This window comes from Myxococcus sp. MxC21-1 (genome assembly GCF_032612255.1).
In the GTDB taxonomy this organism is placed as follows: Bacteria; Myxococcota; Myxococcia; order Myxococcales; family Myxococcaceae; genus Myxococcus; species Myxococcus virescens.
In genome coordinates this window covers 5477518-5501182 of record NZ_CP123278.1, presented here as the reverse complement: position 1 = coordinate 5501182, position 23665 = coordinate 5477518, and the positions used below count along the sequence as shown (strand labels likewise).

At 71.3% G+C, this 23665-nt stretch carries 19 protein-coding genes and 1 pseudogene; 13 read left to right on the top strand and 7 right to left on the bottom strand.

Annotated features, from left to right (window positions below; all coding sequences use genetic code 11):
* Positions 1-71: 71 nt before the first annotated feature.
* Positions 72-947, bottom strand: coding sequence for a hypothetical protein (locus tag QEG98_RS24325; RefSeq protein WP_316563016.1), 876 nt, complete (start codon positions 945-947; stop codon positions 72-74).
* Between the two features lie 208 nt (positions 948-1155).
* On the opposite strand from QEG98_RS24325, the gene QEG98_RS24320 reads away from it, so the two are divergent.
* Positions 1156-1521: a TIGR02266 family protein gene (locus tag QEG98_RS24320; protein ID WP_216608601.1), complete on the top strand. Its 366-nt coding sequence runs from the start codon at positions 1156-1158 to the stop codon at positions 1519-1521.
* 45 nt (positions 1522-1566) lie between these two features.
* On the opposite strand, the gene QEG98_RS24315 is transcribed toward QEG98_RS24320, so the two are convergent.
* From QEG98_RS24315 to QEG98_RS24295, 5 genes are all read right to left on the bottom strand, one after another.
* A complete protein-coding gene (locus tag QEG98_RS24315) occupies positions 1567-1968 on the bottom strand; it encodes a GNAT family N-acetyltransferase (RefSeq protein WP_237078582.1) in 402 nt (133 codons plus the stop codon).
* A gap of 208 nt (positions 1969-2176) precedes the next feature.
* Complete coding sequence (locus QEG98_RS24310) at positions 2177-3235, bottom strand: alpha-ketoacid dehydrogenase subunit beta (RefSeq protein WP_316563015.1); 1059 nt, start codon at positions 3233-3235, stop codon at positions 2177-2179.
* Between the two features lie 3 nt (positions 3236-3238).
* A complete protein-coding gene (locus tag QEG98_RS24305) occupies positions 3239-4249 on the bottom strand; it encodes a thiamine pyrophosphate-dependent dehydrogenase E1 component subunit alpha (protein WP_316563014.1) in 1011 nt (336 codons plus the stop codon).
* 125 nt (positions 4250-4374) lie between these two features.
* Positions 4375-4662, bottom strand: a complete 288-nt coding sequence (locus tag QEG98_RS24300; protein WP_316563013.1) for a hypothetical protein — start codon at positions 4660-4662, stop codon at positions 4375-4377.
* Between the two features lie 91 nt (positions 4663-4753).
* Entirely contained in the window at positions 4754-5464 is a 711-nt protein-coding gene (locus QEG98_RS24295) for a M50 family metallopeptidase (RefSeq protein ID WP_316563012.1), read from the bottom strand.
* A gap of 281 nt (positions 5465-5745) precedes the next feature.
* Between QEG98_RS24295 and QEG98_RS24290 the strand changes: the two genes are divergently transcribed.
* Genes QEG98_RS24290 through QEG98_RS24285 form a run of 3 tightly spaced genes read left to right on the top strand, consistent with a single transcriptional unit; the run spans position 5746 to position 9593 of the window.
* Positions 5746-7521: a PP2C family protein-serine/threonine phosphatase gene (locus QEG98_RS24290; protein WP_090494134.1), complete on the top strand. Its 1776-nt coding sequence runs from the start codon at positions 5746-5748 to the stop codon at positions 7519-7521.
* A gap of 23 nt (positions 7522-7544) precedes the next feature.
* Positions 7545-7850, top strand: a complete 306-nt coding sequence (locus QEG98_RS42150; protein ID WP_410477833.1) for a hypothetical protein — start codon at positions 7545-7547, stop codon at positions 7848-7850.
* Complete coding sequence (locus tag QEG98_RS24285) at positions 7851-9593, top strand: tetratricopeptide repeat protein (RefSeq protein WP_410478084.1); 1743 nt, start codon at positions 7851-7853, stop codon at positions 9591-9593. It begins immediately after the preceding gene.
* Here QEG98_RS24285 and QEG98_RS42145 read toward each other — a convergent pair.
* Complete coding sequence (locus QEG98_RS42145; protein WP_410477832.1) at positions 9553-9870, bottom strand: hypothetical protein; 318 nt, start codon at positions 9868-9870, stop codon at positions 9553-9555. The two genes, QEG98_RS24285 and QEG98_RS42145, sit on opposite strands and share 41 nt — an antisense overlap.
* Before the next feature lie 182 nt (positions 9871-10052).
* Here QEG98_RS42145 and QEG98_RS24280 point away from each other — a divergent pair.
* The 9 genes and pseudogenes from QEG98_RS24280 to QEG98_RS24240 all read left to right on the top strand — a co-directional run bounded on the left by QEG98_RS24280 (position 10053) and on the right by QEG98_RS24240 (position 23454).
* A pseudogene (locus QEG98_RS24280) lies at positions 10053-10972 on the top strand (PhnD/SsuA/transferrin family substrate-binding protein).
* Positions 10973-10994: 22 nt separating this feature from the next.
* The gene (locus tag QEG98_RS24275) at positions 10995-13754 is read left to right on the top strand and encodes a TonB-dependent receptor domain-containing protein (protein WP_316563011.1); all 2760 of its coding nucleotides are present in this window, start codon (positions 10995-10997) and stop codon (positions 13752-13754) included.
* A 3-nt stretch (positions 13755-13757) separates the two neighbouring features.
* A complete protein-coding gene (locus tag QEG98_RS24270; RefSeq protein ID WP_090494126.1) occupies positions 13758-14600 on the top strand; it encodes a hypothetical protein in 843 nt (280 codons plus the stop codon).
* An 11-nt stretch (positions 14601-14611) separates the two neighbouring features.
* Complete coding sequence (locus QEG98_RS24265) at positions 14612-17764, top strand: serine/threonine-protein kinase (RefSeq protein WP_316563010.1); 3153 nt, start codon at positions 14612-14614, stop codon at positions 17762-17764.
* Positions 17765-18214: 450 nt separating this feature from the next.
* Positions 18215-18682: a hypothetical protein gene (locus tag QEG98_RS24260; protein ID WP_316563009.1), complete on the top strand. Its 468-nt coding sequence runs from the start codon at positions 18215-18217 to the stop codon at positions 18680-18682.
* Positions 18658-20142: a lantibiotic dehydratase gene (locus tag QEG98_RS24255; protein WP_316563008.1), complete on the top strand. Its 1485-nt coding sequence runs from the start codon at positions 18658-18660 to the stop codon at positions 20140-20142. Before QEG98_RS24260 ends, QEG98_RS24255 begins: the two co-directional genes overlap by 25 nt.
* On the top strand, positions 20139-21428 hold the full coding sequence (locus QEG98_RS24250; protein WP_316563007.1) for a hypothetical protein: 1290 nt from the start codon (positions 20139-20141) through the stop codon (positions 21426-21428). The genes QEG98_RS24255 and QEG98_RS24250 overlap by 4 nt, the downstream gene beginning before the upstream one ends.
* Positions 21425-21694, top strand: coding sequence for a hypothetical protein (locus QEG98_RS24245; RefSeq protein WP_316563006.1), 270 nt, complete (start codon positions 21425-21427; stop codon positions 21692-21694). The genes QEG98_RS24250 and QEG98_RS24245 overlap by 4 nt, the downstream gene beginning before the upstream one ends.
* Positions 21691-23454 carry a lantibiotic dehydratase gene (locus tag QEG98_RS24240; protein WP_316563005.1) on the top strand — a complete coding sequence of 588 codons (1764 nt, stop codon included), beginning with the start codon at positions 21691-21693 and terminating at the stop codon, positions 23452-23454. Before QEG98_RS24245 ends, QEG98_RS24240 begins: the two co-directional genes overlap by 4 nt.
* Positions 23455-23665: the final 211 nt, after the last annotated feature.

Sequence of the window (23665 nt, the reverse complement as noted above, 5' to 3'; positions counted from 1 at the left end):
GGCCGTCTGGGAACCCTCCGCCTCCGAAGCCTCGTCTGCCTGCCCGCCCGCCACAGCGACCGGCCTGCTGTCTAGTGGACGCAAGCCCCCACGCCTGGGTTGCCATCCAATGCCCGGCAGCTGCCCGTAGAGCAGGCGGGCATGCCACCAGGCTGACAGAGCGGGCGGCAGGTGAGGCCGCCTCCCGCATTCACACACGCGCTTCCCGGCGCGCATTGATTGCTGAAGTCGCACGACTGCCCCTCCGTCCGATTGCCGCTGCCCGCGCACAGCGGGCCTGACGTGGACGGGTAGCAGCTGAGTGGCGCCTCGCAGTCATCGCCCAAGGGGTTGCACGCCATGGACGGCGGGCCGCAGACCAGCGGCAGCTCGTCGGTGCCTTCCAGGCGGAGCACGGTGTTGCACTCGCTCGCGTTCCCACATTGGGTCGTGGCATGGCACAGGCGCTGGCAGGTGAATCCACTCCCTGTGCCGTCAGGCGCCTCGCGGCAGAACAATCCTTGCCGGCAGGTGTCGTAGGCCAGGCCCCCGTCACTGGGCGCCAGCGTGCAGGGCGCGCCTTCGTCCGCGGTGCCCGGGGCCACGCAGCGCCGCTGGGTGACGCCATTCTCCATCGCATACGTGCAGCGCTGGTCCTGGGCGCAGTCCTGGGCCACCACGTCGCACTCCGCTTCGAAGCAGCGGCTGCCGGTGCCGCCGTCCGCCAGGTCCGCGAAGTAGCAGTCCTGGCCGTCGGCACAGCCCTCCTGTCGCGCCACGTTGCAGGCGAAGTCCCGCGCGCCGCCGTCCGCGTCCGTCCCACCACCGTCCCCGGTGGGTGTTCCGCCCCCATCGGTGCCCGCGTCCTCCTGACCGCCGGGGCCCGGCCCGTTGCCGCCGTTGCAGGCCGCGGCCCAGAGGGCCAAGGCCAGGGTTCCAGTCAACACATAGAGGCGGTTCACACGCATTCCAGAGCGCTCCCAGGGAAGTCTCCGAGGACATAGGCACCCGAATTCGATAGAGGGGGCCTCTTGAATCAGGCGTGGAAAGCAGCGGACACTTGGCTGACGCCCGGGGCCTGGAGGTTGGCCTGGCGCGTCGCCCTGTGGAACTGTGGGTGTGGGAAGCAGCGTGGTGTTCGCCAGGAGCGTCGAACGTGGGGGCTATCGGGTGCGTATGACAACCAAGGCGGCGGATGACATGGAGAACGGGGATCCAGCCGCATACGCGAACCGGCGGGCGGATGAGCGTGTGGCAGCGCGGTTCGAGGTTCGCTTCAACCAGACGCAGGACGCGGCGCGGGCGCTGCGTGCGTACTCCATCAACATCTCCGCGGGCGGCCTGTGCCTGCTGACGCGGAAGTCCTACGACGTGGGCTCCCACGTCCGCCTGTCTATGGCCATTGAAGGCGAGGAGTTCCACCTCACCGGCGTCATCGCCTGGGTGCGCGACGAGGCCGAGGCCATTGGCGTGCGCTTCACGGACATGAGCGACGAGGACCGGGCCCGGCTTCAGCGCGTGGTGGACAGCTTCAAGCGATAGCGGCCGGGGGCACCGCGAATGTCGGTGCCCGCCGCCTCGCCGCGGTCAGCGCTGGGATTCCGTATCGACGTGGCGGAACACGCCCGAGTCGATTTCGGAGAAGCCACACGCCGTGTAGAAGTTGCGCGTCTCCGGCGTCGTCGTCATGGGTGAGACGAGCTGGAGCTGCTTCGCGCTCAGCACCTTGCAGCGCTCCAGAATCTGCCGGATGAGCGCGCGGCCCACGCCGCGACGACGCCAGGTCTCCGTCACCACCAATTCGTCGATGGTGCCCACGCGTCCGCGCAGCCGGAGCTGGGGACGGTGGGAGAAGGACACCATGCCCACGGGCCGGTCCTGCGGGTCGCCGGCCACGAAGATTTCAATCTCCGGATGGCTGACGACCCAGTGGACCGTCTGCTGGTCCGTCCCCTGGGGGTAGCCCAGCTCCTTGAGGAGCGACGCCATGGCTTCGGCGTCACCCCGGCGGGCGCGGCGGATACGGAAGGCCGGCGCATCAGCGCCAGCGACGGGAGTGGCTGTCCGGAAGATTGGTTGTGACAAAGCCTTTGGAGTCTAACGAATGGGCCGCCATCCCTTCAAAGAGGAATGGCGGCCCGGGGTGCTTCTCCCGTGAGACAAGGGGCTCACGAGCAGGGGATTGTGGGTGTCGCTCTTACGGCTGCTCGCTCGCGAGCGACCGGATGGCGGTGGTGATGTCACCCAGCTGCGGCACCGACGCCATCTCCAGCGCGTCCGCCAGGCCGATGCCCGGCAGGAACTTGCCGGCCAGCAGCCGCGGCGGGGCCAGCAGCGAGTAGAACAGCTCCTCCACCGTGCGGCGCACCAGGTGCTCTCCGAAGTTCGTCACCTCGGTGTCCTCGTTGACGAAGAGGACGCGGCCCGTCTTCTGGACGGAGGCCTTGATGAGCTCCCAGTCGTACGGCCACAGCGAGCGCAGGTCGATGACCTCCGCGCTGATGCCGTCCGCGGCCAGCGTCTCCGCGGCCTTCGTGCACAGGGGCAGGGTGCGGCCGTAGCTCACCACGGTGAGCTGCGTGCCCTCGCGCACAATCTTGCCCTTGCCGAAGGGCACCGCGTACGCCTCCAGGCCCGCAGGCCACTGCGGCTTCCACTGGGAGCGGTCTCCCAGCGGCGCGTCGATGAGCTTCGACAGCGCGCGGTCATCATCCGGCTCGCCCGGAATCCGCTCCTCGCCCTTCACGCGCAGGAGCGCCTTGGGCTCCAGGAACATGACGGGGTTCTTCTCCTGGCACGCGGTGATGAGCAGCCCGTACGCGTCCAGCGGCGTGGAGGGCATGACCACCTTCCACCCGGCGATGTGGGTCATCGTCGCGTCGAACGAGTGCGAGTGGTAGATGGACCCGCGGATGCCGCTGCCCACCGGCGTGCGCACCACCATGGGCAGGTTCCAGTCACCGAAGGTGGACCAGCTGGTGTTGCCCGCCAGCTTCAGCAGGTCGATGGTGTTGTAGACGTAGTCGCAGAACTGGATCTCCGCCACCGGTCGTCCGCCGGCCATGGCGATGCCCATGGCCGCGCCGATGATGCCGCGCTCGTCCAGGGGAGAGTTCCACGTCGTCTTCAGACCCTGCGTGCAGGTGAAGACGCCGCCCAGGGGGGCGCCCACGTCCTCGCCGAAGATGTCGGTGACGCCCAGGTGCTCCTCGGCGTAGTGCAGGGCCATGCGGATGGCCTGTGCCATGTTCGCCATGGGTTACTTGTCCTCCGCGTAGATGTGCTTCCAGATGGATTCGGGGTCGGGCTGTGGCTCGTCGCGCACCTGTCGGGCGGCGGCGGCCATCTCCTCGGTGTACCTGTTGCGCAGCGCGTCCATCTGCTCTCGCGTCAGGACGCCGTCCTTCTCCAGCTTCGCCTCGAAGTCCGTGAGGCAGTCGACCTCGTTGCTCACGTAGTTGGCACCGGAGGCCGACGAGTGGCCGTAGAGGCGCGACACGTTGGCCTCCAGGAGGAAGGGCTTGCGCTCCGCGCGCACGTAGGCCATGGCCTCGCGCAGCTCGGTGTAGGCCTCCACGGCGTCGTTGCCGTTGATGGTCTTGCTGCGGATGCCAAAGGCCTTGCCGCGGTCGCTGATGCGCTGCTCGCCGTGCTGGCCCTCCGCCGCCGTGGAGATGCCCCACTTGTTGTTGGTGACGATGATGAGGATGGGCAGCGGGTTGGCGGGGCGACTGCTCCACACCAGGCACGAGGCGAAATCGCCCTCAGCCGTGCCGGCGTCGCCACCAGTGACGATGGTGATGCCGTCACCGCCGTGGCGCTTCTGCACCATGGCCGTGCCCGGGGCGATGGCGTACTGGACCTCGATGGGCGAGGACACCGGCGCCACGTTGTACTTCCGGGCGGAGTAGTGGCCCGCGAAGTTGCGGCCGCCCGAATACGGGTCCGTGGCCGTGTTCTTCATCTGCCGCAGGGAGCCGATGGGCTCCTCACCCAGCGCGAGCAGGGTGCCGGACTGCCGATAGTGCGCATGCAGATAGTCGAAGTCGGGGCCCTGGCCCTTCTTCATGAGCAGGCCCAGGGAGACGTTGAATGCCTCCTCGCCGGGACCGCCAATCCAGAAGTATCCGTGGCCCTGCTTGTACATCTGGATGAGGCGCTCCTCGAGGACGCGCGTCTTCACCATGAGGTCATGGATGCGGACCAGCAGCTCCCGCTCGAGCGGCGCGGACGCTTCTGAGGATTCTTTGATGAGTCGGGGACGAGACACGCGCGACCTTCCTCTGGCTGGAGGGGACGCCCCTATAACCCGGATACGTGCCTCCCGCTCAAGGCAGTTGATGGGCCGCCTGTCGGGACGTCAGGCGGAGAGCACCTTCTGGCGCGGCGCGGCAATCAGCGGGGCTCATCCGTGGCAGGAGTCCGCCCGTGCCGCAGCGCGGTAATTCGCTCGGTGAGTGTGGCCTCGCTGGCCGTCCCGGCGTGCTCGGAGATGAGGGCCAGGGTGTCCTCGGACAGCTGCCGGGCGTGCGAGCTGTCCAGCAGCGAGGCCAGTTCCTGGAGCCGCCCGGTGTGCAGCAGCGCCAGCACCAGGGCATGGCCGGTGCGCGGCAGGGGCGCCTGCGTGAAGGCGGATTGGAGCGAGCCCACGGCCAGCTCCGGCAGCCCGTTGTCCAGGAGCATCTCGCCCACCAGGGCCGGGTCGTGAGGGCCCTCCAGGTCATCATCCGCGTCGGCCGCGCCCGGGGGCGGGGCGTTCCGCGTAGCTCGTCCATCAACTGCTCGATGGAGACGGCGCCCGCCGGTGCCGCCAGGGGCTTGCGGACCGCGCGGGGAGGGCGCGCCGCCGCTCGGCGGGGCGCCGCTTCGGCGTGCGGCGGAGCTGCTCGAGGTTCATCACCCCCAGCATCATCGCCAGCATCCCCAGCCATAGCTGCTTCGACCCGATGGCCAGCCCCAGCACCACCACCGCCGTGGCGATGCCCACGCCGAGCACCGCCCGTTCGTGCCGGTAGCCACTGCGGGCGCGCACCAGGTCCGCCAGCAAGTGTCCACCGTCCAGCGGCTGCATGGGCAGCAGGTTGAAGAGCCCCCAGCCGATGTTGACCCACAGGAACTGTCGCACGCCCTGAGCCGCCAGTCCGCCCGGCTCACCCAGGGGAGCGAGCTGCGACAGGCCCCAGATGAGCCCTCCCGCCAGGAAGCCGATGCCCGGCCCGGCGAAGCTCACGAAGGCCGACTGGTGGTGCGTGAGGTGCGCGGCGTCGTGGGTCTGGGTGGTGCCGCCCATGCCGTGCAGCTCGATTCGAGCGGGACAGCCGTAGCGGCGGAAGGCCAGCGCATGCCCCAGTTCATGGAGCAGCACCGACACGAAGACGATGCCCGCCCACAACGCGAGCCGCGCGGGCTCGGAGCTGAGCGTCCAGCCCGTCATCAATGAGACGACGAAGAAGAGCGGGTGGAGCCGGACCGGAAAGCCGGCCACGTGGAAGTGGGGCCGCATGGACATCCGACTGTAACGGGCACACCCGCACCGCGCCCGGCGAAGGGGGAGAGGCACGGCGGACCCCGGGTGAATGACGCGGGGCTCCAAGCTGGCCATGACATTGGCATGACATGGCTTCAGTGACATGCCGGCGGTGGCGTCTTCCCCGGCGCGGCGTGGATGTGGGGACAGGGCCTCGCGAAGCACGAGAAGTGAGATAGAGTCTCGAAACACCCCTGTTTCCCCCGCGCGCCCCCGCGCGTCCCCACCCCGGCCCGCCCTTGTCCAGTACGAATACGCGACTGAAGTCCGCGCCCGCGTCCGACGAGTTCCCGGATGACGCCGCGCTCCCGCCGTCCGAGCGGACAGGCACCCAGGAAGTCACCGGCGCGCGGGAGTCCACCGCCACGCGCATGACGGGCCCGTTGGGGCTGGCGGAGGGTGGCACCCGCACCCTCATCGCGCCACTGGAGGCGGGCGAGCTGCCCAACGTGGCCCAGATCAAGGGGCTGCGGCTGGACCAGATTCTCCTGCTCACCACCGGCGTCCTGGTGGTGCTCATCGTGGGCTTGCTGGCGGCGCTGTCGGTGGCCTCCACCAAGTCCCAGTTCGAGGAGACGGCGCTCGTCTCCAAGGAGCGCATCCAGGAGCAGGCGCGCGAGCTGGGTCAGACGGTGGGGCAGACCATCGCGCTCACCTCCGCCACCAACCTGCGCGACAACAACTACGCCTTCCTCGAAGAGGTGGCGGGCTCCATCGTCAAGACGAACCCCAACATCCTCCGGGTGCAGATTTTCGACCCGGACGGAGTCCGGATGGCGGACAGCGAAGGCGCCAGCGAGGACAAGGAGGACGTCGCGCCGGTCCGCCGCGCCGAGCGCCGGCTGGTGAGCGCCTTCTACCGGGGGCAGCCCATCTCCGAAATCCAGGAGCCCATCGACTACGGCTCCAGCAGCGGCAAGGGGCTGGTCGTCATCAGCTACTCGCTGGGCGGGCTGCAGAAGCAGCTGGCGTCGCTGGAGCAGGACAAGCGCGCCACGGTGCGCGCCACCACGCTGCGCATGCTGGGGCTGGGGCTGGGCTTCGTGGTGCTGGCGGGCGTGCTGGTGGCCTACCAGAGCCGGCGCATCACCCGGCCGCTGGGCATGCTGACCGGCAAGGTGATGCAGCTGGCCGCCGGCAACCTGAGCGCGCGGGCGGGAACGGCGCAGGGCGCGGGCCGCGAGGTGGTGACGCTGGGCGTGGTGTTCAACCACATGGCCGAGCGCATCAAGGTGCTGCTGGAGGACGTGCGGGCCAAGGCGCAGCTGGAGCGCGAGGTGTCGCTCGCGCGCACCGTGCAGGAGACGCTGCTGCCGGGGCGCGAGGGCGTGCAGGTGGGGCCGCTGCGCATCGCCGGCCTGGTCGTCACCGCGGATGCGTGCGGCGGCGACTGGTGGTTCCGGGCCGCCCTGGATGACCGGCGCATCGTCATTGGCATTGGCGACGTGACGGGCCACGGCCTGTCCACGTCGCTGGTGGCCACCAGCGCCACCAGCGGCTTCGCCTCGGCGATGACGCTGCGCGAGCCGTCGCAGGTCAACGCGCAGATGCTCATCACCGCCCTCAACGTGACGCTGGCCAACGTGGGCCGCGGTGAGCACCAGATGTCCAGCGCGCTGGCCGTCATCGACGTGTCCAACGGCTACATCGACTACGCGGCGGGCGCGCACCCCAGCCCGCTGGTGTTCAACAAGCGCAGCGGTCAGATTGCATCGCTGCCCGCGCGCGGCCCGCTGCTGGGCGCCTCCGTCGAATCCCAGTTCACCTCGCGCCAGGCCCAGCTGCGGCCCGGAGACGTGGTGGTCTGGTACACGGACGGCCTCACCGAGGCGCGCGACAACGCGGGCAAGCTCTACGGCACCCAGCGTCTGGCCGCCGCGGTCCAGGCGCACGCCCACCTGTCCGCGGAGGCGCTGCGTGACGCGGTGCTGGCGGACGCTCGAGCCTTCAGTGCCGGCCAGCCGCAGCGGGACGACATCACCGTCGTCGTGGCCGAGTTCAGCCCCGCCGCCTGACTTCCTTCCGGGACTCCACACGCATGCGACGCTCCCCACGACATCCTCGGTCGCGCCGTCTCACGCCGGCGCTCGCGCTGCTGACCACCCTGTGCGGCCCGCCCGCGCTGGCCCAGTACCGCCCGCCGCCCATGTCCGAATCCCAGCGGCTGGTGCGGGACGGCGAGGCGGCGCAGGTGGCCGCCAGCGCCGCCAGCGCCTCGGGTGACAAGAAGGAGGCCGAGGAGAAGTACCGCAAGGCCCTGGCCCTCTTCGAACAGGCGCTGACCGCCGAGCCGGCTCCGTGGCCGCCGCCGCGGCCTGGGTGCCAGCGCCAACGCGCTCAATGACTGGCAGCGCACCGTGGACCGGGTGCAGCCGGTGCTGACGGCGAACCCGTCGGAGCTGGCCCTGGCCTATCCGGTGAGCGTGGCGTACTTCAAGCTGCGCCGCTTCCCGGAGGCCGTGCCGCTGATGGAGCAGGTGGCCGCGGCCGACAAGGCCGAACACCTCATCGTTCATTACTACCTGGCCAGCTACTACCTCTACGTCCAGCAGGGAGACGCGGCGGCCACGCGGCTGAAGCGCTACCGGCGCTGCGCCCGCAGGCCCTGGCACCCAACGACTTCCAGATTCACGAGCTGCTGGGCCGCGCCCACGTGCTGCGCGGGGATGCCGCGGCGGCGCGCGCGTCCTTCCAGCAGGCGCAGGCGGGCCGGCCAGAGTCGCCGTCGGTGCAGCTGGGCCTGGCGCAGGTGCTGGAGCTGGAGGGCAGGGCGGTGGAGGCGCGCACGCTGCTGGAGGGCGTCACCACGCGCTTCCCGAAGGCGGGTGATGCGCGCGAGAAGCTGGCCCGCCTGTACCTGGGCGCGGGGGACGTCGCGAAGGCGGACACGCAGGCCCAGGCAATGCTGAAGCTGGGCAGCTCGCCCGCGGCGCACCTGCTGCTGGGTGACGTGCGCTTCGCCCAGAAGAACGCGGCCGCCGCGGAGGCGGAGTATCGCAAGGTGCTCCAGCTCCAGCCGGGCCTGGTGTTGGGGCAGGTGGCGGTGGGCAAGGCGCTCCAGGCACAGGGCCGGCATGAGGAGGCCATCCAGTTCCTGGAGGGCGCGGTGCGCGCGGGCGCCAACAGCCTGGAGCTGTGGGCCAACCTGGGCTCGGTGAACCGGCGCGCGGGCCGCTTCCAGCGCGCGGTGGAGGTGCACCGGCGCGTGGTGGAGATGGCGCCGCGTCAGGCCCTGGGCTACGTGCTGCTGGGCGCGGACCACTTCGCCACCGGCCAGTGGGACCAGGCCATCGAGGACTACGCCAACGCGTTGCAGGTGGAGCCGGAACACGCCGGGGCGAAGCAGTGGCTGGCCCGGGCCCTGGCGCACCGGGCGCGGGACAGGGCGGGCACGGGACGGCTGGAGGACGCCGTCCGGGATTTGCGCCGCGCGTACGACCTGGACCGGAGCGCGCCCATGGCGCGCCGGCTGGGCGCCGCGCTGCTGGAGACGCGCGCCTACGCGGACGCGCGCAAGGTGATGGAGCAGGGCGTGATGCTGCCCGGCGCCGCGTGGCGTGACAGCCTGCTGCTGGGGTACGCGCGGCTGGCCACGAACGATGCCCAGGCGGCGCTGGAGGCCTTCAGCCGCGCGGCCACCCAGACGGAGGAGCCCGACGAACAGGCGGAGGCCTCCGTCGGCGCCGCGCTGGCCGAGGTGGAGCTGGGGCAGGTGGACGCGGCGGTGCAGCGCCTCACCGCGGTGGGCCCGTCGCGCGCCGCGGCGCAGGTGGCGGGCGCCAACCTTCCGCGCGTGCTGGTGCGCCGGGCGCTGGTGCGCCTGGAGGCCGGAGACGCCGACGCCGCCGAGCGGGATTTGGACCTGGTGGACAAGCTGGGCACCGGCAACCGCAAGGAGCTGGTGCGGCTGGCCCAGTTCGTCCGCGGCCGGCGCGCGCGGAGTCGGGGCGCCACGCGGAGGCGAGCGCGGCCATCACCAAGGCCCTGGCGTCCACGCAGCCCTGGGCCTGGCCCAACACGCGCGCGCTGGCCACCGCCTTCGTGCTCTACAAGAAGGGGCAGGTGCCCGCCGCGCGCAAGCAGCTGACCGCGGCGGCGAAGAAGCCGATGCCCGGACAGCCCAGGTGGCTCACGGCGATGACGGGCGCGCTCCACCGGCGCGAGGCATCCCAGGCGTACAATGCCGGCAACATGAGGTTGGCGGAGAAGGCCTTCAAGGCCGCGCTCGCCGGAAATCCGGACGACACGCAGGTGCAGCACAACCTGGCCTGCGTCGACTGGCGCAAGGGCCGCACGACGGACGCCGTGGAGACGTGGCGCCGGCTGGAGTCGAGCGTGCCGGTGGCCGCGCTCAACCTGGGCATCGACGCGCAGGAGCGCCGCAAGGACGCGGGTGAGGCCGTGGAGGCCTGGCGCCGCTACCGGCCGGCGGCAGCGGCCCGCGCATGGCGCAGGTGCGTGAGTGGAAGGAACGCCTGCAGAGTCTGCACGGCCTGGCCGAGCCCGCCTCGGGCGCGCCCGCGGACGCCACCGTGGAGGAGACCCCATGAAGACGTCACCTCGCTTCCTCCTGGCTGGCCTCGTGCTGGCCTGCACCCTGACGGCCAGCTCCGCGCTCGCGGCGCCGAAGAAGGCCACGCTGGGGGTGTTCCTCGCCACCACGCTCGCGGATGGTCAGGAGCGCTTCGAGTACGCGGAGGCCCTGGCCGCCCGGCTGACGGAGACCCTGGACACGCCCGTGGCCGCCAAGAGCTTCGGCCGCTACGAGGACTTCTCCCGCGCGGTGGCGGGCGGGATGGTGGACTTCGCGGTGGTGGACGCGTGGGCCGCGGTGCAGCTGGGCGCGAAGGCGAAGCCGGTGGCCTGGGCCTCACGCGCGGGTGACACCCAGCAGCGCTGGGCCATTGTCGCGTTGCAGCGCGGCGTGGTGAAGGACCTCGCCGGCAAGCGCCGGCGCACGTGAAGGGCGCGGGCCCGGCGGACCCGAAGTTCGTCACCCACGTCGTGCTCGGCGGCGACCTGGACGCCCAGAAGCACTTCAAGCTGGCCCCCGTGCCGAACGTGGAGTCCGCGCTGAAGATGCTGGAGGCCAAGGGCGCGGAGGCGGCGCTCGTCCCGCTGGCGCACGTGCCGAAGGGCAAGGATGTGCGCGTGCTCTTCCGCAGTGGCCGGGTGCCGGGGGCCGTGCTGGTGGACCTGCGCAACCACGAGGCCGCCCTCACCGGCGCGCTGGGGAAGGTGGGCGCGGTGGCGCCCTTCGATGCCTTCGCGCGGCTCCAGGACAAGGACTTCGACGAGTTCAGCAAGCTCGTCACGCGCGGCCCGCCGCGGCGTCAGCCCGTGCTGGCGGAAGGGGCCGAGCTTCACGTGGAGGCCGAGGTGCTGGTGCGCTCGGAGGAGCTGGGCCCCGCGCTTCCGTCCTTCGTTGGAGACCTCGCCGTCTCCGCGGAACAGCCGGACGACTGATGCTTTCCCGTGTTTCTAGAGAATGAGAGCCAGCGACTTGGCCCGGCGTTGTCTCTGGGGTAGCTTGAAAATGATGGCGTTGGTGTCCAGCCGAGAAACCGCGTTCCCCCGGACGCAAGCGCTGGCGCCGAGCCCGTCTCCGGGTCGTACGTACAGGACCTCGGGTGTCCATGCTCCACCCTTGGATGTGAGAACGATGCACTCGACTCTGTTCGGTGAGCCGCGGCTGGGCGCGGCGAAGGCGGTTGCCGGGCGTCGCGCTCTGCGCGCCGGCCTGCCTCTTTCCATCATGCTGTGCGTGCTGTCCCTCGTCGTCCCTTCGAGCGCGGCAGCGCAGGAGGCCGCGGAGACGGAGGCTCCCGCCAAGGTGAAACGCCGGAAGCGGGTGGTGAAGCCCGCGGCCTCCGCGCGTCCCGCCGCGAAGACGGCGAAGAAGCCGAAGAAGCCCGTGAAGCCGCCCGTCGAGGACGACCCGGCGGCCGAGCCGGAGATTCCCGTCCTGGGTGGCGGGTCTGCCACGGATGATTCGTCGCCCGCGAGCGCGCCGGCACCCGTGCCCACGCCGCCCTCCGCCGCGCCCCTGACGCCGGCCACGCCCCTGACGGCCGAGCCTGCCTCACCGCAGGCGCTGCCGCCGGTCGGCGCGGACTTCAACCCGCCGGACGCGCCGACGAACCTCCCGCCGGCCACCGCGACGCTGCCCGCGCACCAGCCCGCGCCCGCGTCGAACATTCCCATCAGCGCGCCCTTCGCGGAGCCGACCCTGGATCGCCCCTTGCCGCCGCAGTCCGGGCTCGCGGGCCTGGGTGCGGACCCGCTGGATGGCGCCGACGCGCTGGAGGAGTCCGTCAACCGCGTGCTGAGCGAGGCGGTGGTGACCACCGCCGGCAAGCGCAACCAGCGCATCTCCGACGTACCCCTCACGGTGTCCTGGATTCCGGCCGACGAACTGGAGGGCACCGGCCAGTTCACGCTGTGTGAGGCCATCCAGTACTTCCCCGGCATGGAGTGCCGCCGGGGCTCCATGCGCAAGGCGGCGGTGAGCGCGCGCGGCCTGGGCTCCAACTACCTGTCCAACCGACTGCTGCTGCTCCAGGACGGCCGTCCGCTGACGGACCCGTGGACGGGCCAGTTCTACGCGGACGAGACCACGCCGCTCACCAACCTCAAGCAGGTGGAGGTCATCCGCGGCCCGGGGTCCTCGCTGTACGGCTCCAACGCCTTCAGCGGCGTCATCAACGTCATCCAGCGCCAGCCGTCGGACCTCATCGAGAAGGGCAAGAACGTGGGCGCCGAGGCCCGGGTGCTGGCGGGCCAGGACCAGACGTGGCGTCTGCACGGCACCGTGGCGGGCCGTGGCGGTCCGGTGGAGGCGCTGCTGGGCTACTACGGCTTCGGCTCGGACGGCCCGCAGCTCTTCAACGACCCGCGCGTGGGCCGGGTGGACACTAACCAGGACTCGCTGGTGCACCAGGTCAACGGCAAGGTGCGCATCGGGCCCCTGGCGCTGGACGCGGACTTCACGGACGCGGAGATTGGCCGCCCGGGTGGCACGCACATCTCCACCGTGGGCAACTGCGGCCGCTGCCACTACACGCCGAACGACTCCGAGTCGGTGCAGAACTTCAACGCGTCCGCGCAGGTGGACCAGCAAGTCACCGACAACCTGCGCCTCTTCGGCCAGGCGTACGGCTTCTTCAAGCGCCGCGACGTGCTGATGGAGAACGCCTTCGGCGGCGACCCCACCCGCGCGCTGGGCAAGCGGCGCCGGCTGGGCGGCGAGGCGCGCGCGCTGTGGACGATGGGCGACCTCAACGTCACCTTCGGTGGTGACTTGAAGGCGGACGCCGTCAACGTGCCCAACGTCCTGCCCGAGCTGAGCATGGACGACACGCGGCAGACCATCCTGGGCGGCTTCGTGGACGCGGAGTACCGCCTCTTCAACCGGCTGGTGCTCGGCGCGGGAGCCCGTTACGACCGCTACCAGATTCCGGAGCGCGTCTGGCAGAACCGCACGGACCAGGTTTCGCCGCGCGCCAGCGTCGTGTTCCACGCGGTGCCGGAGTTGCTGACGCTGCGCACCAACTACGGCCGCGCCTTCCGTGCGCCCACGTTGGCGGAGCTGGCCATCAACCAGCAGATGTACGCGGCCACACTGGTGGGCAACTCCAACCTTCGCGCGGAGACGCTGGACACCATCGAGGCATCGGTGGATTTCTGGCCCTTCGATCGGAGGGTGCGCCTGACGGGTACGGGCTTCTACAATCTGGCGAAGAACTTCATCAACCAGCAGCTCGTCTTCGGCTCGGTGTCGCAGTTCCAGAACCTGGGCGACGCGCGGGTGGCGGGCTTCGAGCTGGAAGCGGCCGCGCAGATTCCGTCCATCAACTCGTCCTTCGACATCGCGTACCAGTTCCTCGACGCCAAGGCGCTGCCGTACGACGACGGCCCCCAGTCGCCGCTGGACTACGCGCCGGCCCATCGCATCTACGCGCGTGGCCGGACCAACATCGGCAAGGTCGCCTTCGTGGAGCTGTACGCGCTGCTGGTGGGCTCACGCTATGACCCGGGCTTCGAGGTGGACGAGACGACGGGCCTGCCCACGACCCGCGTGCAGCTGCCCAGCTACGTCACGGCCAGCGCGCGGGTGGGCTTCAACGTCTACGACGGCATCTCCGTGTCGTTCCTCGGCTCCAACCTCTTCAACGCGAAGTACGAGGAATCCCACGGTTTCCCAGCACCGCCCCAGTCGTTCTTCAGTGAAGTCAAGGTTCGATACTAGCCCTTGAGCACCGCCCCCCACCTGGAGGCCGGCGGCCTCCTGTTGATTGCAGACGAGTCGCTTTCTCCGGCGCTGGTGGAGCAGGCGGCTCCCGTCCTTGCACAGGGCGGCATGGCGCTTTGCCAGGGGCCGGGGTCGCCTTCGGGGCCCCGGCGCCTGGTGCTCTTCGATGGGAAGCTGACGCCCGCGCACGCGGAGGCGCTGCGCGGCGAGCCGCCCGCGCTGCTGCTGGCGACGCGGGCCTCCGACGGACGTCCCTCCGCGTGGGAGGCGCGCCTGTTGGGGGACCTGCTTCGCGGCGCGCCGCTGCTGCCCGCGGGGGCATCGCGGCGCCGGCTTCAGTCGGTGGCGGACATCAACGCCACCGGTGAGGCCGCCGCGCAGGCCGTCACCCAGGCGCGGGGTTCGCGCACGGCGGCGGCGCTGGTGGGCGACGTGGTGCACGAACTGGCGGCCAACGCGATGTGGGACGCGCCGGTGGATGCGCAGGGCCAGCACCGGTACGCGCACCGCCGCTCCGAGGTCCGAGAGGTGGCGCCGGAGGACGCGTGCGAGCTGTCCTTCGTGGTGGAAGAGGGCCGCATGTGGTTGGAAGTCGTGGACCGCTTCGGTGGTCTGCGTCCGGGGCCCTTCGCCCGGGCGCTGGGAGGGTGGGGCGGGCGCGTCCAGGTGGATGCGTCCGGAGGAGGGGCGGGGCTGGGACTGCGGCGCATCCTGGAGCACAGCGATGTGGTGGCCGTCCGTGTGGCCGCTGGCCGTGAGTCACGAGTCCTGTGCGTGGTGGACCTGGGGGAGGCCCGCCGCCGCGCCACACAACCCAAGTCGCTGCTGTTCTGTCTTCAATGAGGTCAGGGCCGGTGGATAGCCAGGTTTCCAACGCCATCATCAGCCGGCTCCGCGTGGGGACGATTACCCACGTCCGGATTTCCGGCGTCATCGACGAAACATTCCCACTGACGTCCGCCAGCCCGGAGATGAGCGGGCTGCTGGTGGTGGACCTGGGGCAGGTGGAGCGCATCAGCTCCTTCGGCGTGCGGCGGTGGATTGAGTTCGCCGCCAAGCTGCCCCAGGGGGCCCTGGGCCTCTACGTGGTCCACGCGCCGCCCGTCATCGTGGACCAGCTCAACATGGTGGAGGGCTTCGCCGGCGTCGCCCGCGTCCTCTCCGTGCTGGCGCCCTACACCTGCCGCGCCTGCAACGAGGACCGGCTGCGGCTGGTGAACCTGCTGGACGAGGCGCAGGTCATCTCCGAGGAACGTGCGCCCGACCATTCCTGCCCCGTGTGTCAGGGGCCGCTGGAGTTCGCGGACCTGCCGGGCGAGTTCTTTGACTACGCGCGGCGGCAGCAGTTCGGTCAGGTGGACCCGGTCGTCATGCGCTACCTGCGCGCCAGCATGCCGGCGGAGCAGCCGGAGCTGTCGCAGCACCTGAAGATCATCCAGGACGACATCACGTACATCACCCTGGCCAGCGCGCTGAAGGGTGACCTCAACGTGCGCCGGCTGGCGTCGGGCCTGGAGGGCCGCGTCGGCTTCGACTTCAGCCACGTCAGCAAGGTGGAGCCGGAGGCCCTGCCGAAGCTGGAGCAGGTGCTGGAGACGGCGGCGCAGGGCGCGCACGTGGTGTTGTGCCGGGTGCCGCCGCCCGCGCTGGCGGTGCTGGCGCGCTCGGCCAAGGTGTTGCCGGTGCGGCTGGCCACGCTGTGGCTGCCGTGTGACTGCCGCAACTGCGGGCAGGTGAGCCACCAGCGCCTCCAGGCCGCGGACTACCTGGCCAGGCTGCGGGCGCAGGCGTCCGGCGTGGAGGTGCCGTGCCCCATCTGCGGCGGCAACGCGCGCGTCCCCCACATGCCCCAGCTCCAGGGGCTGCTGGCGCGGGTGCAGCTGACGGACCGGCCGCTGGAGGACCTGGAGGCGCTGGAGACTCGCGCCCTCAGTCAGTACCTCTTCGGCGCCACGAACATCGACCCGGCGGCCCGCCAGGGCGCGTCCACGGACATCTCCAACTCGCTGGGCAGCACCAAGCTGAACATCATCCGGCGGCTGGGGCAGGGCGGCATGGCGGAGGTCTTCCTCGCCAAGCAGGTGGGCGTGAAGGGCTTCGAGAAGTTCCTGGTGATGAAGAAGATTCTCCCGCAGTTCGCGGAGAACCCCGAGTTCGTCGACATGCTCTTCGCGGAGGCCCGCGCCAACGCGCGGCTGACGCACCCGAACGTCGTGCAGACGTTCGACGTGGGCGTGTCCGACGGCGTCGCGTACATCCTCATGGAGTACGTGCGCGGGCCCGACCTGAAGAAGCTGGTCATCGAGCTGCGGCGCAAGGGCCTGGCGCTCCCGCTGGAGCATGCGCTGCGCATCGTTGCGGAGGTGGCCGCGGGCCTTCACTACGCCCATGCCTACGTGGACCCCGCGGGCACGCCGCACCCGGTGGTGCACCGGGACGTCAGCCCGCACAACGTCCTCATCTCGCTGGACGGCGCCATCAAGCTGAGTGACTTCGGCATCGCCAAGGTGGCGGGCGAGGAGCACACGCAGGCGGGCGTGCTGAAGGGGAAGATTTCGTACATCTCCCCGGAGGCCGCGTCCGGGCGCACGCTGGACGCGCGCAACGACGTGTTCGCGTTGGGCGTGGTGCTCTTCGAACTCCTCACCGGCACGCTCCCGTTTCGCAGGGACCACGACGCGGCGACGCTGCAAGCCATCGTCCGGGACCCCGCGCCAGTCCCTTCGCAGCTCAAGCCGAACATCCCGCAGGACGTCTCCGACCTCGTCCTCCGCGCGCTGGTGAAGGACCCGGCGCGCCGCACGCCGTCCGCCGCCGCGCTGCGCGAGGAAATCGAAGCGGTGATGGCGCATCACCGGCTCAACTCGTCGCCCGCGGCGGTGGCCCAGTTCTTCCGGGACACGCTGGGCGACCGGCTGGTGGAGTTCGCGCCGTCCGCCGTCGGCGGGACGGGAAGCCACCCGCGCCCGGTGCCTTCGGGCAGTGGCAGCGGCAACATCGGCAGTGGGGAGATGGCCGCGCCCACGGATGGACGGACGCCCAGCCGGGGCAGTGTGCCCGTGGCTGGAAGCCGTCCTGGGATGGGCGGCAGTGGCGGCATTCCTCGCCCTGGCCCACCGGTTCCCCCGCCGCCCCCGCCACGGCCCGTGGGCGTCGCCAGCGCGGCTGTGCGGCCTCCTGCGCCGCCTCCGGCGGACGACTCCTTCCCCGGCATCTCCGTGTCCGAGGACGACGCGAACGACCGCACCGAGGTGGTGCCGCTCAACCTGGGCGCGCCGCCGCCTCGGACGGAAGCGCCGCCGCGGCCCGCTCCCGCGCCGCGTGCCTCTCAGCCACAGCCCGCCATGCCGGCGCCGCCGCGTCCATCCGGGCCGGTGCCAGGGGTGGGGCATGGGGCTCACGCCAGCGCGGCCCGTCCCGCCCAGCCGCCTCCGCCGCGGCCCGTCGCTCCCGCGAGCCGCGCTCCCGCGCCCGCGCCCGCGGAGAAACCGGCGGACAAGCAGCCCCCTTGGAAGTTGCTGGGCATCGTCGGTGGCGGCGCCCTGGTGCTGGCCGTGGTGGCGGTGGTGATGATGCGCGATGGCGGCTCGAGCTTCGTCAACGTGGGGCCCGGGGAGCACGTCTACGTCGGCGGCCTGCGCCACGAGGCGGGGACGGAGGTGCATGACCCGTCGGGCGGCCCGCTGCTCATCTCCACGGCGGTGGAGGGCAAGCTGCGGCGGTTCGGAACCACGCAGCAGCGCGAGGGCATCGACGTGCGCACGCTGGCGGACGCCTCGCCGGAGCCTGGCACCACGGGCCTGCTGAGCGTGACGGGCGCGGCCCCTGGCTGTGAGGTCCACGTCGGTGGCACGTTGCTGCCGGGTGGAACGCCGCTGTTGAAGGCACGAATCGAAGCGGGCCGGGAGCTGGAAGTCCTGGTGCGCTGCCCCAGCGGCGTCAGCAAGCTGTGGGTGATGGCCGTGCCCGGACAGCAAATCGAAGTGAAGTCGCAACCGCGAAACTGAGCGGCGCGCTGCCGGGCGCCGAGCGGCGTCCCGGACGAAGGGTGCGAAACGCATGAAGGGCTGGACCCTCTTCCCTCACCTCGTGGTTCGCACCACGGGCTTTCCCTTCGATTGGCTGGAGCGGCTGGGGTGCCCGGAGGCCGCACGGGCCGCGCGCCAGCTGGCCTCAGCGCGGCGGGAGCTGGAGGCGCTGAGAGCCCAGGGCCCTCGGGTGAAGCGGCCATCGCGCGCGGTGCTGTCGGCCCTGAAGGCCGGGCGCCCGGTGGACGTCGAGGGAATGGAGTCACCCGAGCTGTTCGCTGAATGGAACGACCGTGCCCGGGCCGCGCAGGAGGCGGAGGCCACCTTTCATGCGGCGATGAAGCAGGAGTCCCTGGCGGTGGAAGCCGCGCTGGGGGCCCTGCGGCGGGAGCCGCGCTTCCTGGAGGCGGTGGCCAGCTCCAGCCCCCCGTGGCGAGAGACCTGCTGGAGGGGCGAGACGGCGCGCGGTTGCGGCGGCAGGTGGCCAGCTACCTGCAGCGCCTGTGCGCGAAGAACGAGACGATGGGCTTCTTCGGTCCCATCAACTACGGCCGCGCGGACGCGGCGGCGCCGACGGGGGTGACGCTGCGCTGGTCCGGGCCGGAGGTGCTCACGGGGCGGAACACCTTCGCGGCGTCGTGGCTGGTGCAGGGGCTGGTTCGCGCCATCGCCTTCGACCCTGAGGTCGCCGCGTGGCTGGTGCTGCGCCGCAAGGCCTTCGCGGAGGTGCCTTCGCGCAAGACGCTGCCCGCGCCGGAGAGCGCGGAGGCGTTGCTGCCCCGGTTGGTGGAGGCAGTGGATGGAACGCGCACGCTCGCGGGGCTCGCCTCATCGCTGGGCGTGGCCCCGGGCCGGCGCGCGAGGCGGCGCGGATGGGGTGCGAGAAGGGCCTGCTGACGCACCAGCTCGAGGTGCCCGCGGCCACGCACCACCCGGTGGACGACCTGGCCGAGCGCGTTGCGGGCCTGCCGTGTTCCGCGGCCCGGCGGCACGTGGAGGGCTTGAGCGCGCTGCTGGGGTTGATGGCCGGGTATGGCGTCGCGGATGCCGCGGGGAAGATGGCGCTCCAGGCCGCCTTCGCGAAGCGCGCGAATGAGCAGTGGGGCGTGGCGCCGCCATCCGCGCGAGGGCCCGCGTCGGAGTCGCACAACTTCTACCAGGACCGGTTGGCGCTCCGGGAGGAGTGCGGCGGTGACCTGCGGCTGGAGGCCGGAGGTGAGCGGGCGCGTGAGCTGGTGACGCGCCTGGAGCCCGCGCTGGCGTGGATGGGAGCGGCGGCGCGGCGGACCCGGGAGGCCGCTCGCGCCTCCGTGGCGGAGCTGGTGGGGGCGCGCACGGTGCCGTTCTGGAAGGTGGCGGCCGCGTACTCGGACCGGCCGGTGCCGTTGGATGGCTCGGTGGCGGAGGTGCTGGCTGGCGCAGTGGGAGACGCGTCCGCGCGCTGCGCGGACCTGGGCTCGGTGACGCCGCCGTCGCTGGACGGAGACGCGAAGGCGCTTCCGCTCGTCACGTCCATCGACCTGCTCGTGGGGGCCCGGGACGTGGAGGCCTGGAGCCGAGGTGAGTACGAGCTGGTGATGGGCGACGTGCATGACACGGCGCTGGTGTGGGGCTGGGCGCTCCAGTTCCACGAGGCGCGCGGCCGGGTGGAGAGCGCCATGGTGCGGGCGCTCGGCGCCTTGAGCAGGCCGGTGCCCCTGGTGACGGTGTTGGCGTCGCGGCGCACGGGCCTGCTTCCGTCGGAGTTCCCGGGGCCCGTGGTGGAACTGGGCGGTGTCAGTGCCCGCGCCTCCGCGTGGCGGCTGCCGCTGGATGACCTGTTCGTGGAGAGTGATGGAACGCGGGCGCGGCTGGTGTCGAAGCGGCTGGGCTCCGAGGTGTGTCTCTACAACGGTGAGCTGGACAGCCTGGTGCACACCGCCTTCTCCCTGCCGCGCATCCGCCCGCTGCGCGTGTCGCTGGGCGACCACACGCCGCGGTTGACCCTGGGCGGTGTGGTCGTGCAGCGCGAGCAGTGGCGGCTGTCGCAAGCGGAGCGGGAGGCGCTGCTCGCGGGCCGCGATGACTCGGCGAGGCTTCGCGCGGCGGTGAGCGTGTGGAGTGAGCGCGGGATGCCGGACTGCGTCTTCGCGAAGTTCAAGGACGAGCGAAAGCCGGTGCTGGTGGACGTGCGCAGCCCGCCGCTGCTCCGCGTCTTCCTCAACCTCCTGGAGCAGAAGGAGGAGGTCATCCTGTCGGAGATGCTGCCCTCGCCGGACCAGCTCTGGCTGCGAAGCGCCTCGGGCGGGCGCCATACCGTGGAGCTGCGTTGCACGCTGATGTGGGGCTCGGAGCCCGCTGCCGGAGCGCGGGAATGAGGCTGCTCGTCCTGCCACCTCACCGCGACGTGACGCTCGTCCCCGAGGCGCCGGAAGGGTGGCAGTGCGTCGACGTGGCGCGGGACTTCTGCCGGCGCGTCTTCGCCCACGACGCGGTGGAGGCCGCCGCCGCCGCACGCGAGCGAGCTCCTGCGACCGCGCAGACGATGCGAGAGCTGCTGCTGCTGCGTGCCGCCCAGTCGGTGCATGCGCGCGCCGACTCGAGCGTGAGCACCCGCCTGCGCGCGCTGGGGGCGGTGCTCTCCGCCATTTCGGGGCCGCCCAACGGGGTGCACCTCCGGCTGGACGATGTGGCGCTGGAAGGCGGCACGACCGAGCGGAGCGCGGACGTCTTGCGCTCCTTGGACCAACTCGCGCCCTATCGGGAGGACCTGACCCTCGCCGCTGCTCGCTTCGCCGGTGCCGAGCGCGTGCGGCTCTGGCTCGAACGCGACCTGCAACTGCCTGCTGCGGCCTGGCTGGCGCGGGCCTGTCCGGAGCAGGTGCCGCTCGAAGTCGCGGGGCCGTTCGCCTGGGCGCACAGGGCCGTCCTGGCTCAACTGTCCGTGTTCCAGCGCGCCACCTTCGTGGACGCGGCCCCACTGCGCTGGCGCGTGTCGCCCGGACTGGATGAGGCGGTCTCCACGTCACTCGTCTGGCTCTCCGAGGCGCTGGACGTGAGGGCCACCACTCCGGACACGGTGCGCGCCCTCACGGGAGGCGCGGCGGGGTGGGCGGGGCATGTGTCGCTCGATTCGCTCCTGCATCCGGACGTGTTGGTGGAGAGCGGCTGCAAGGTGGCCGTCGTGGGGTTCTGCGCCGTGGACCGCGACGCCTGGCTCGACCCGTTGGGTGCGCGCGTCTCCCGACAGGCGCTGGCTCAGGGCACTCGCCGGCTTCGGGGCGCGGGGGTCCACCTCGTGGCGGAGTGGTGGATTGGCGCGCCCGGCGTCGACGAAGCGGGCCTCGACGCGACGCTCGCTGTGCTGGACTCGGAACCGGTGTTCGACAAGCTCGCGGGCGTGCGTCCCTTCCACTGGCCTCGGACGCCTCCCGAAAGTGGCCGCCCGCTGCTGTGGCCGGACGTGAACGTCGGCGCGCCTCCCGACGACCGGGACCTCGCGAGGAGCCGGCCCTTCGCGCACGCCCGTTCCATTCCGAGTGCCAGTGTTCCGCAGGTGCTTGCTGGACTCGCGACGCGGCTGCTCGCGCGAGGGCCGCTGAGCCCGGGCCGGGTCGCCGCCGCGTGTCTTCCCGAGGGGCTCGGCCCCGTGCAACGGACGTGAGCGCAGCGGCCATCCAACTCGATGCGGACTGTGCATGGGTCCAGCTCCCGGCGGGGCTGGATGGTGCTCCGAAGCCGTCGTGGTTCGCGGCGAACCTCCGCACGGGCTCGGTGCTCGCGATGGACGCGCGGCTGGCGCCGAAGCTCGCCGGCCTCGTCCGGCCCATGGAAGTGGCCAGCGTGCTGGGGGCAGTTCCCCAGGCGCAGCGGGAGAAGCTGGTGGACACACTGGTGGCCAGGTCGGTGCTGACGAGGGTGAACGGATGAGCGAGCCCTGGACGTTGGGCGAGGTATTCGTGCTGCGGCACGCGGGCTTTCCCTTCGATTGGCTGGAGTCGCTGGGGATGTCCCAGGCGGTGCTGGACGACGTCGCCCGCTTGCTCGAGGCGGAGGACGCGCTCGTGGACGCCGTGCGCGCGGAGAAGGGCGCGTCCGGCGCGCAAGCCCTCCTCGATGCGCTGTCCCAGGGGCGTGAGCCCCGAATCGACGCACGGCTGGGGCCATCGTGTCAGCACGCATGGGCTCGCTACCAGGCGCGTCGCGAGTCCGTTCAGGCGGGTTACGCCGCGGAACGAAAGACGCTGCGACGGCAACTGCGAGAGCGAGCGGCGGAGCCCGCCATCCAGGAGGCCGTGTTCCTCTCCAGTCCGGCGATGTTCGACAACGTCTGGGTGCGCTACCTGCGCGGCGGGGAGCGGCCGGACACGTCCGATGCGCGCCGGGTGGAGCGGCAGGTCTACACATACCTCCAGCGCTTCTGCGCGAAGAACGAGACCACCAGCTTCTTCGGCCCCATTTCCTACGGCGAGCGCACCACCGATGAGGGCTACGACGTGCGCACGGTGCCCAGCGGAAACACGCGCCGCCGCACGTTCTTCTCCTTCTGGGCGGTGACGGAGCTGGCTCGCGCGGTGGGGCGGGAGCGCACGCTGCGCCCGCACCTGCAGCTGCGCCTCAATCCGCTCTTCACGGTGACCCCGGGCCGCGCATTCTGCGAGCCGCTGAAGCTGGACGTCGCCTTGTCACCCGAGGCGGAGCGTCTGCTCTCCGTGCTGCGCGAGCAACCCACACCCGCCGAGGCGGCCAGGGTGCTCGGCCTTCCCGTCGTGGACGTCGAGCGCCAGGCGCTGCCGCTCGTGAAGACCGCGTTGTTGCTCTGGGGCCTGCCGTTCCGGCCGAACGACTTCAGCACTTTCGAGAGCGTGCGGGACGCGGTGGCGGCGCTCCCCGACCTGGAGGCGCGCACACGCTGGCTGGAGCGGTTTGAGACCCTAGCGCGGCTCAAGGCGGACTTCGAAAGTGGAGACCTGGCCCAGCGGCGCGAGCTGCTGCCGCGCCTGGAGGCCGCCTTCACGGAGGTCACGGGCAAGCCCGCGCGCCGAGGTGACGGTCAGGTCTACGCGGACCGGCTCATCCTCTACGAGGAGGCGAGCTCGCCTTTCCGGCTGCGCTTCGGCGCGACCTTCACCGCGGAGCTGGAGGCGGCGCTGACCGGCGCGCTGGAGCTGTCAGCCGCCTATGGCGAGAAGGTGCAACAGGGCTTCCGAGAGCAGGTCCGTGACGCACTGGGCCCGGATGCGGGCCCCATGGACCTGCTGGACTACGCCGTGCGGCTGCGGCCCGATGGCGTCACAGGCAGCCGCTTCTCGCCCGTGCCGCCGGTGATGCTGGAGGCCGAGGAGGGCCGCGCGCGGACGCTGCCCGTGGACTTCCTGGGCACGTCCACGCCGGGCGGGCGTTACGCCTTGCCGGACGTGTGCCTCGCCGCGAAGCCGGACGGAAGCGGCTTCGAGGTGATGCTGGCGCGGGTCCACCACCACCTGCTGCTGTGGAGCTGGCTGAGCGCGTTCCAGCCCGAGCGGGAGCGGTACGCCTCGGTGGCTTCGCGTTGGCTGGAACAGGACGCCGCGGCGCGGGGCTCGTGGGGCTGGCCATCCGCAGGCGCAACAAGGGCTTCTACGTCTATCCGGGACGGCGGTTGGTGTACTCGGTGTCGGACGTGCTGGATGTGGACGAGGGGGCCCTGACGCCGGGGGACGTGAAGGTCCTTCCCACGCGTGAAGGCCCGGTGTTGGTGGACGGGAAGGGGAGCGGCTGAGCCTGTACCTGCCGCTCGATGATTTCTCGTCCTATCCACCGTTCGCGGCGCTGGCGCATTCCCAGGTGCTGCACGCACCGCTGCGGACGCAGGGAAGCCACCTGCCTCGGTTGAGCGTGGGCGGCGCGGTGTACCAGCGC

Excerpts from the sequence above, each read along its gene's own strand:
- QEG98_RS24325 (WP_316563016.1), bottom strand. The coding sequence starts at position 947 with ATGCGTGTGAACCGCCTCTATGTGTTGACTGGAACCCTGGCCTTGGCC.
- QEG98_RS24320 (WP_216608601.1), top strand. The coding sequence starts at position 1,156 with ATGACAACCAAGGCGGCGGATGACATGGAGAACGGGGATCCAGCCGCA.
- QEG98_RS24315 (WP_237078582.1), bottom strand. The coding sequence starts at position 1,968 with ATGGCGTCGCTCCTCAAGGAGCTGGGCTACCCCCAGGGGACGGACCAG.
- QEG98_RS24310 (WP_316563015.1), bottom strand. The coding sequence starts at position 3,235 with ATGGCGAACATGGCACAGGCCATCCGCATGGCCCTGCACTACGCCGAG.
- QEG98_RS24300 (WP_316563013.1), bottom strand. The coding sequence starts at position 4,662 with ATGCTCCTGGACAACGGGCTGCCGGAGCTGGCCGTGGGCTCGCTCCAA.
- QEG98_RS42150 (WP_410477833.1), top strand. The coding sequence starts at position 7,545 with ATGCGACGCTCCCCACGACATCCTCGGTCGCGCCGTCTCACGCCGGCG.
- QEG98_RS42145 (WP_410477832.1), bottom strand. The coding sequence starts at position 9,870 with ATGCCCAGGTTGAGCGCGGCCACCGGCACGCTCGACTCCAGCCGGCGC.
- QEG98_RS24275 (WP_316563011.1), top strand. The coding sequence starts at position 10,995 with ATGAGAGCCAGCGACTTGGCCCGGCGTTGTCTCTGGGGTAGCTTGAAA.
- QEG98_RS24255 (WP_316563008.1), top strand. The coding sequence starts at position 18,658 with ATGGGGTGCGAGAAGGGCCTGCTGACGCACCAGCTCGAGGTGCCCGCG.
- QEG98_RS24250 (WP_316563007.1), top strand. The coding sequence starts at position 20,139 with ATGAGGCTGCTCGTCCTGCCACCTCACCGCGACGTGACGCTCGTCCCC.
- QEG98_RS24240 (WP_316563005.1), top strand. The coding sequence starts at position 21,691 with ATGAGCGAGCCCTGGACGTTGGGCGAGGTATTCGTGCTGCGGCACGCG.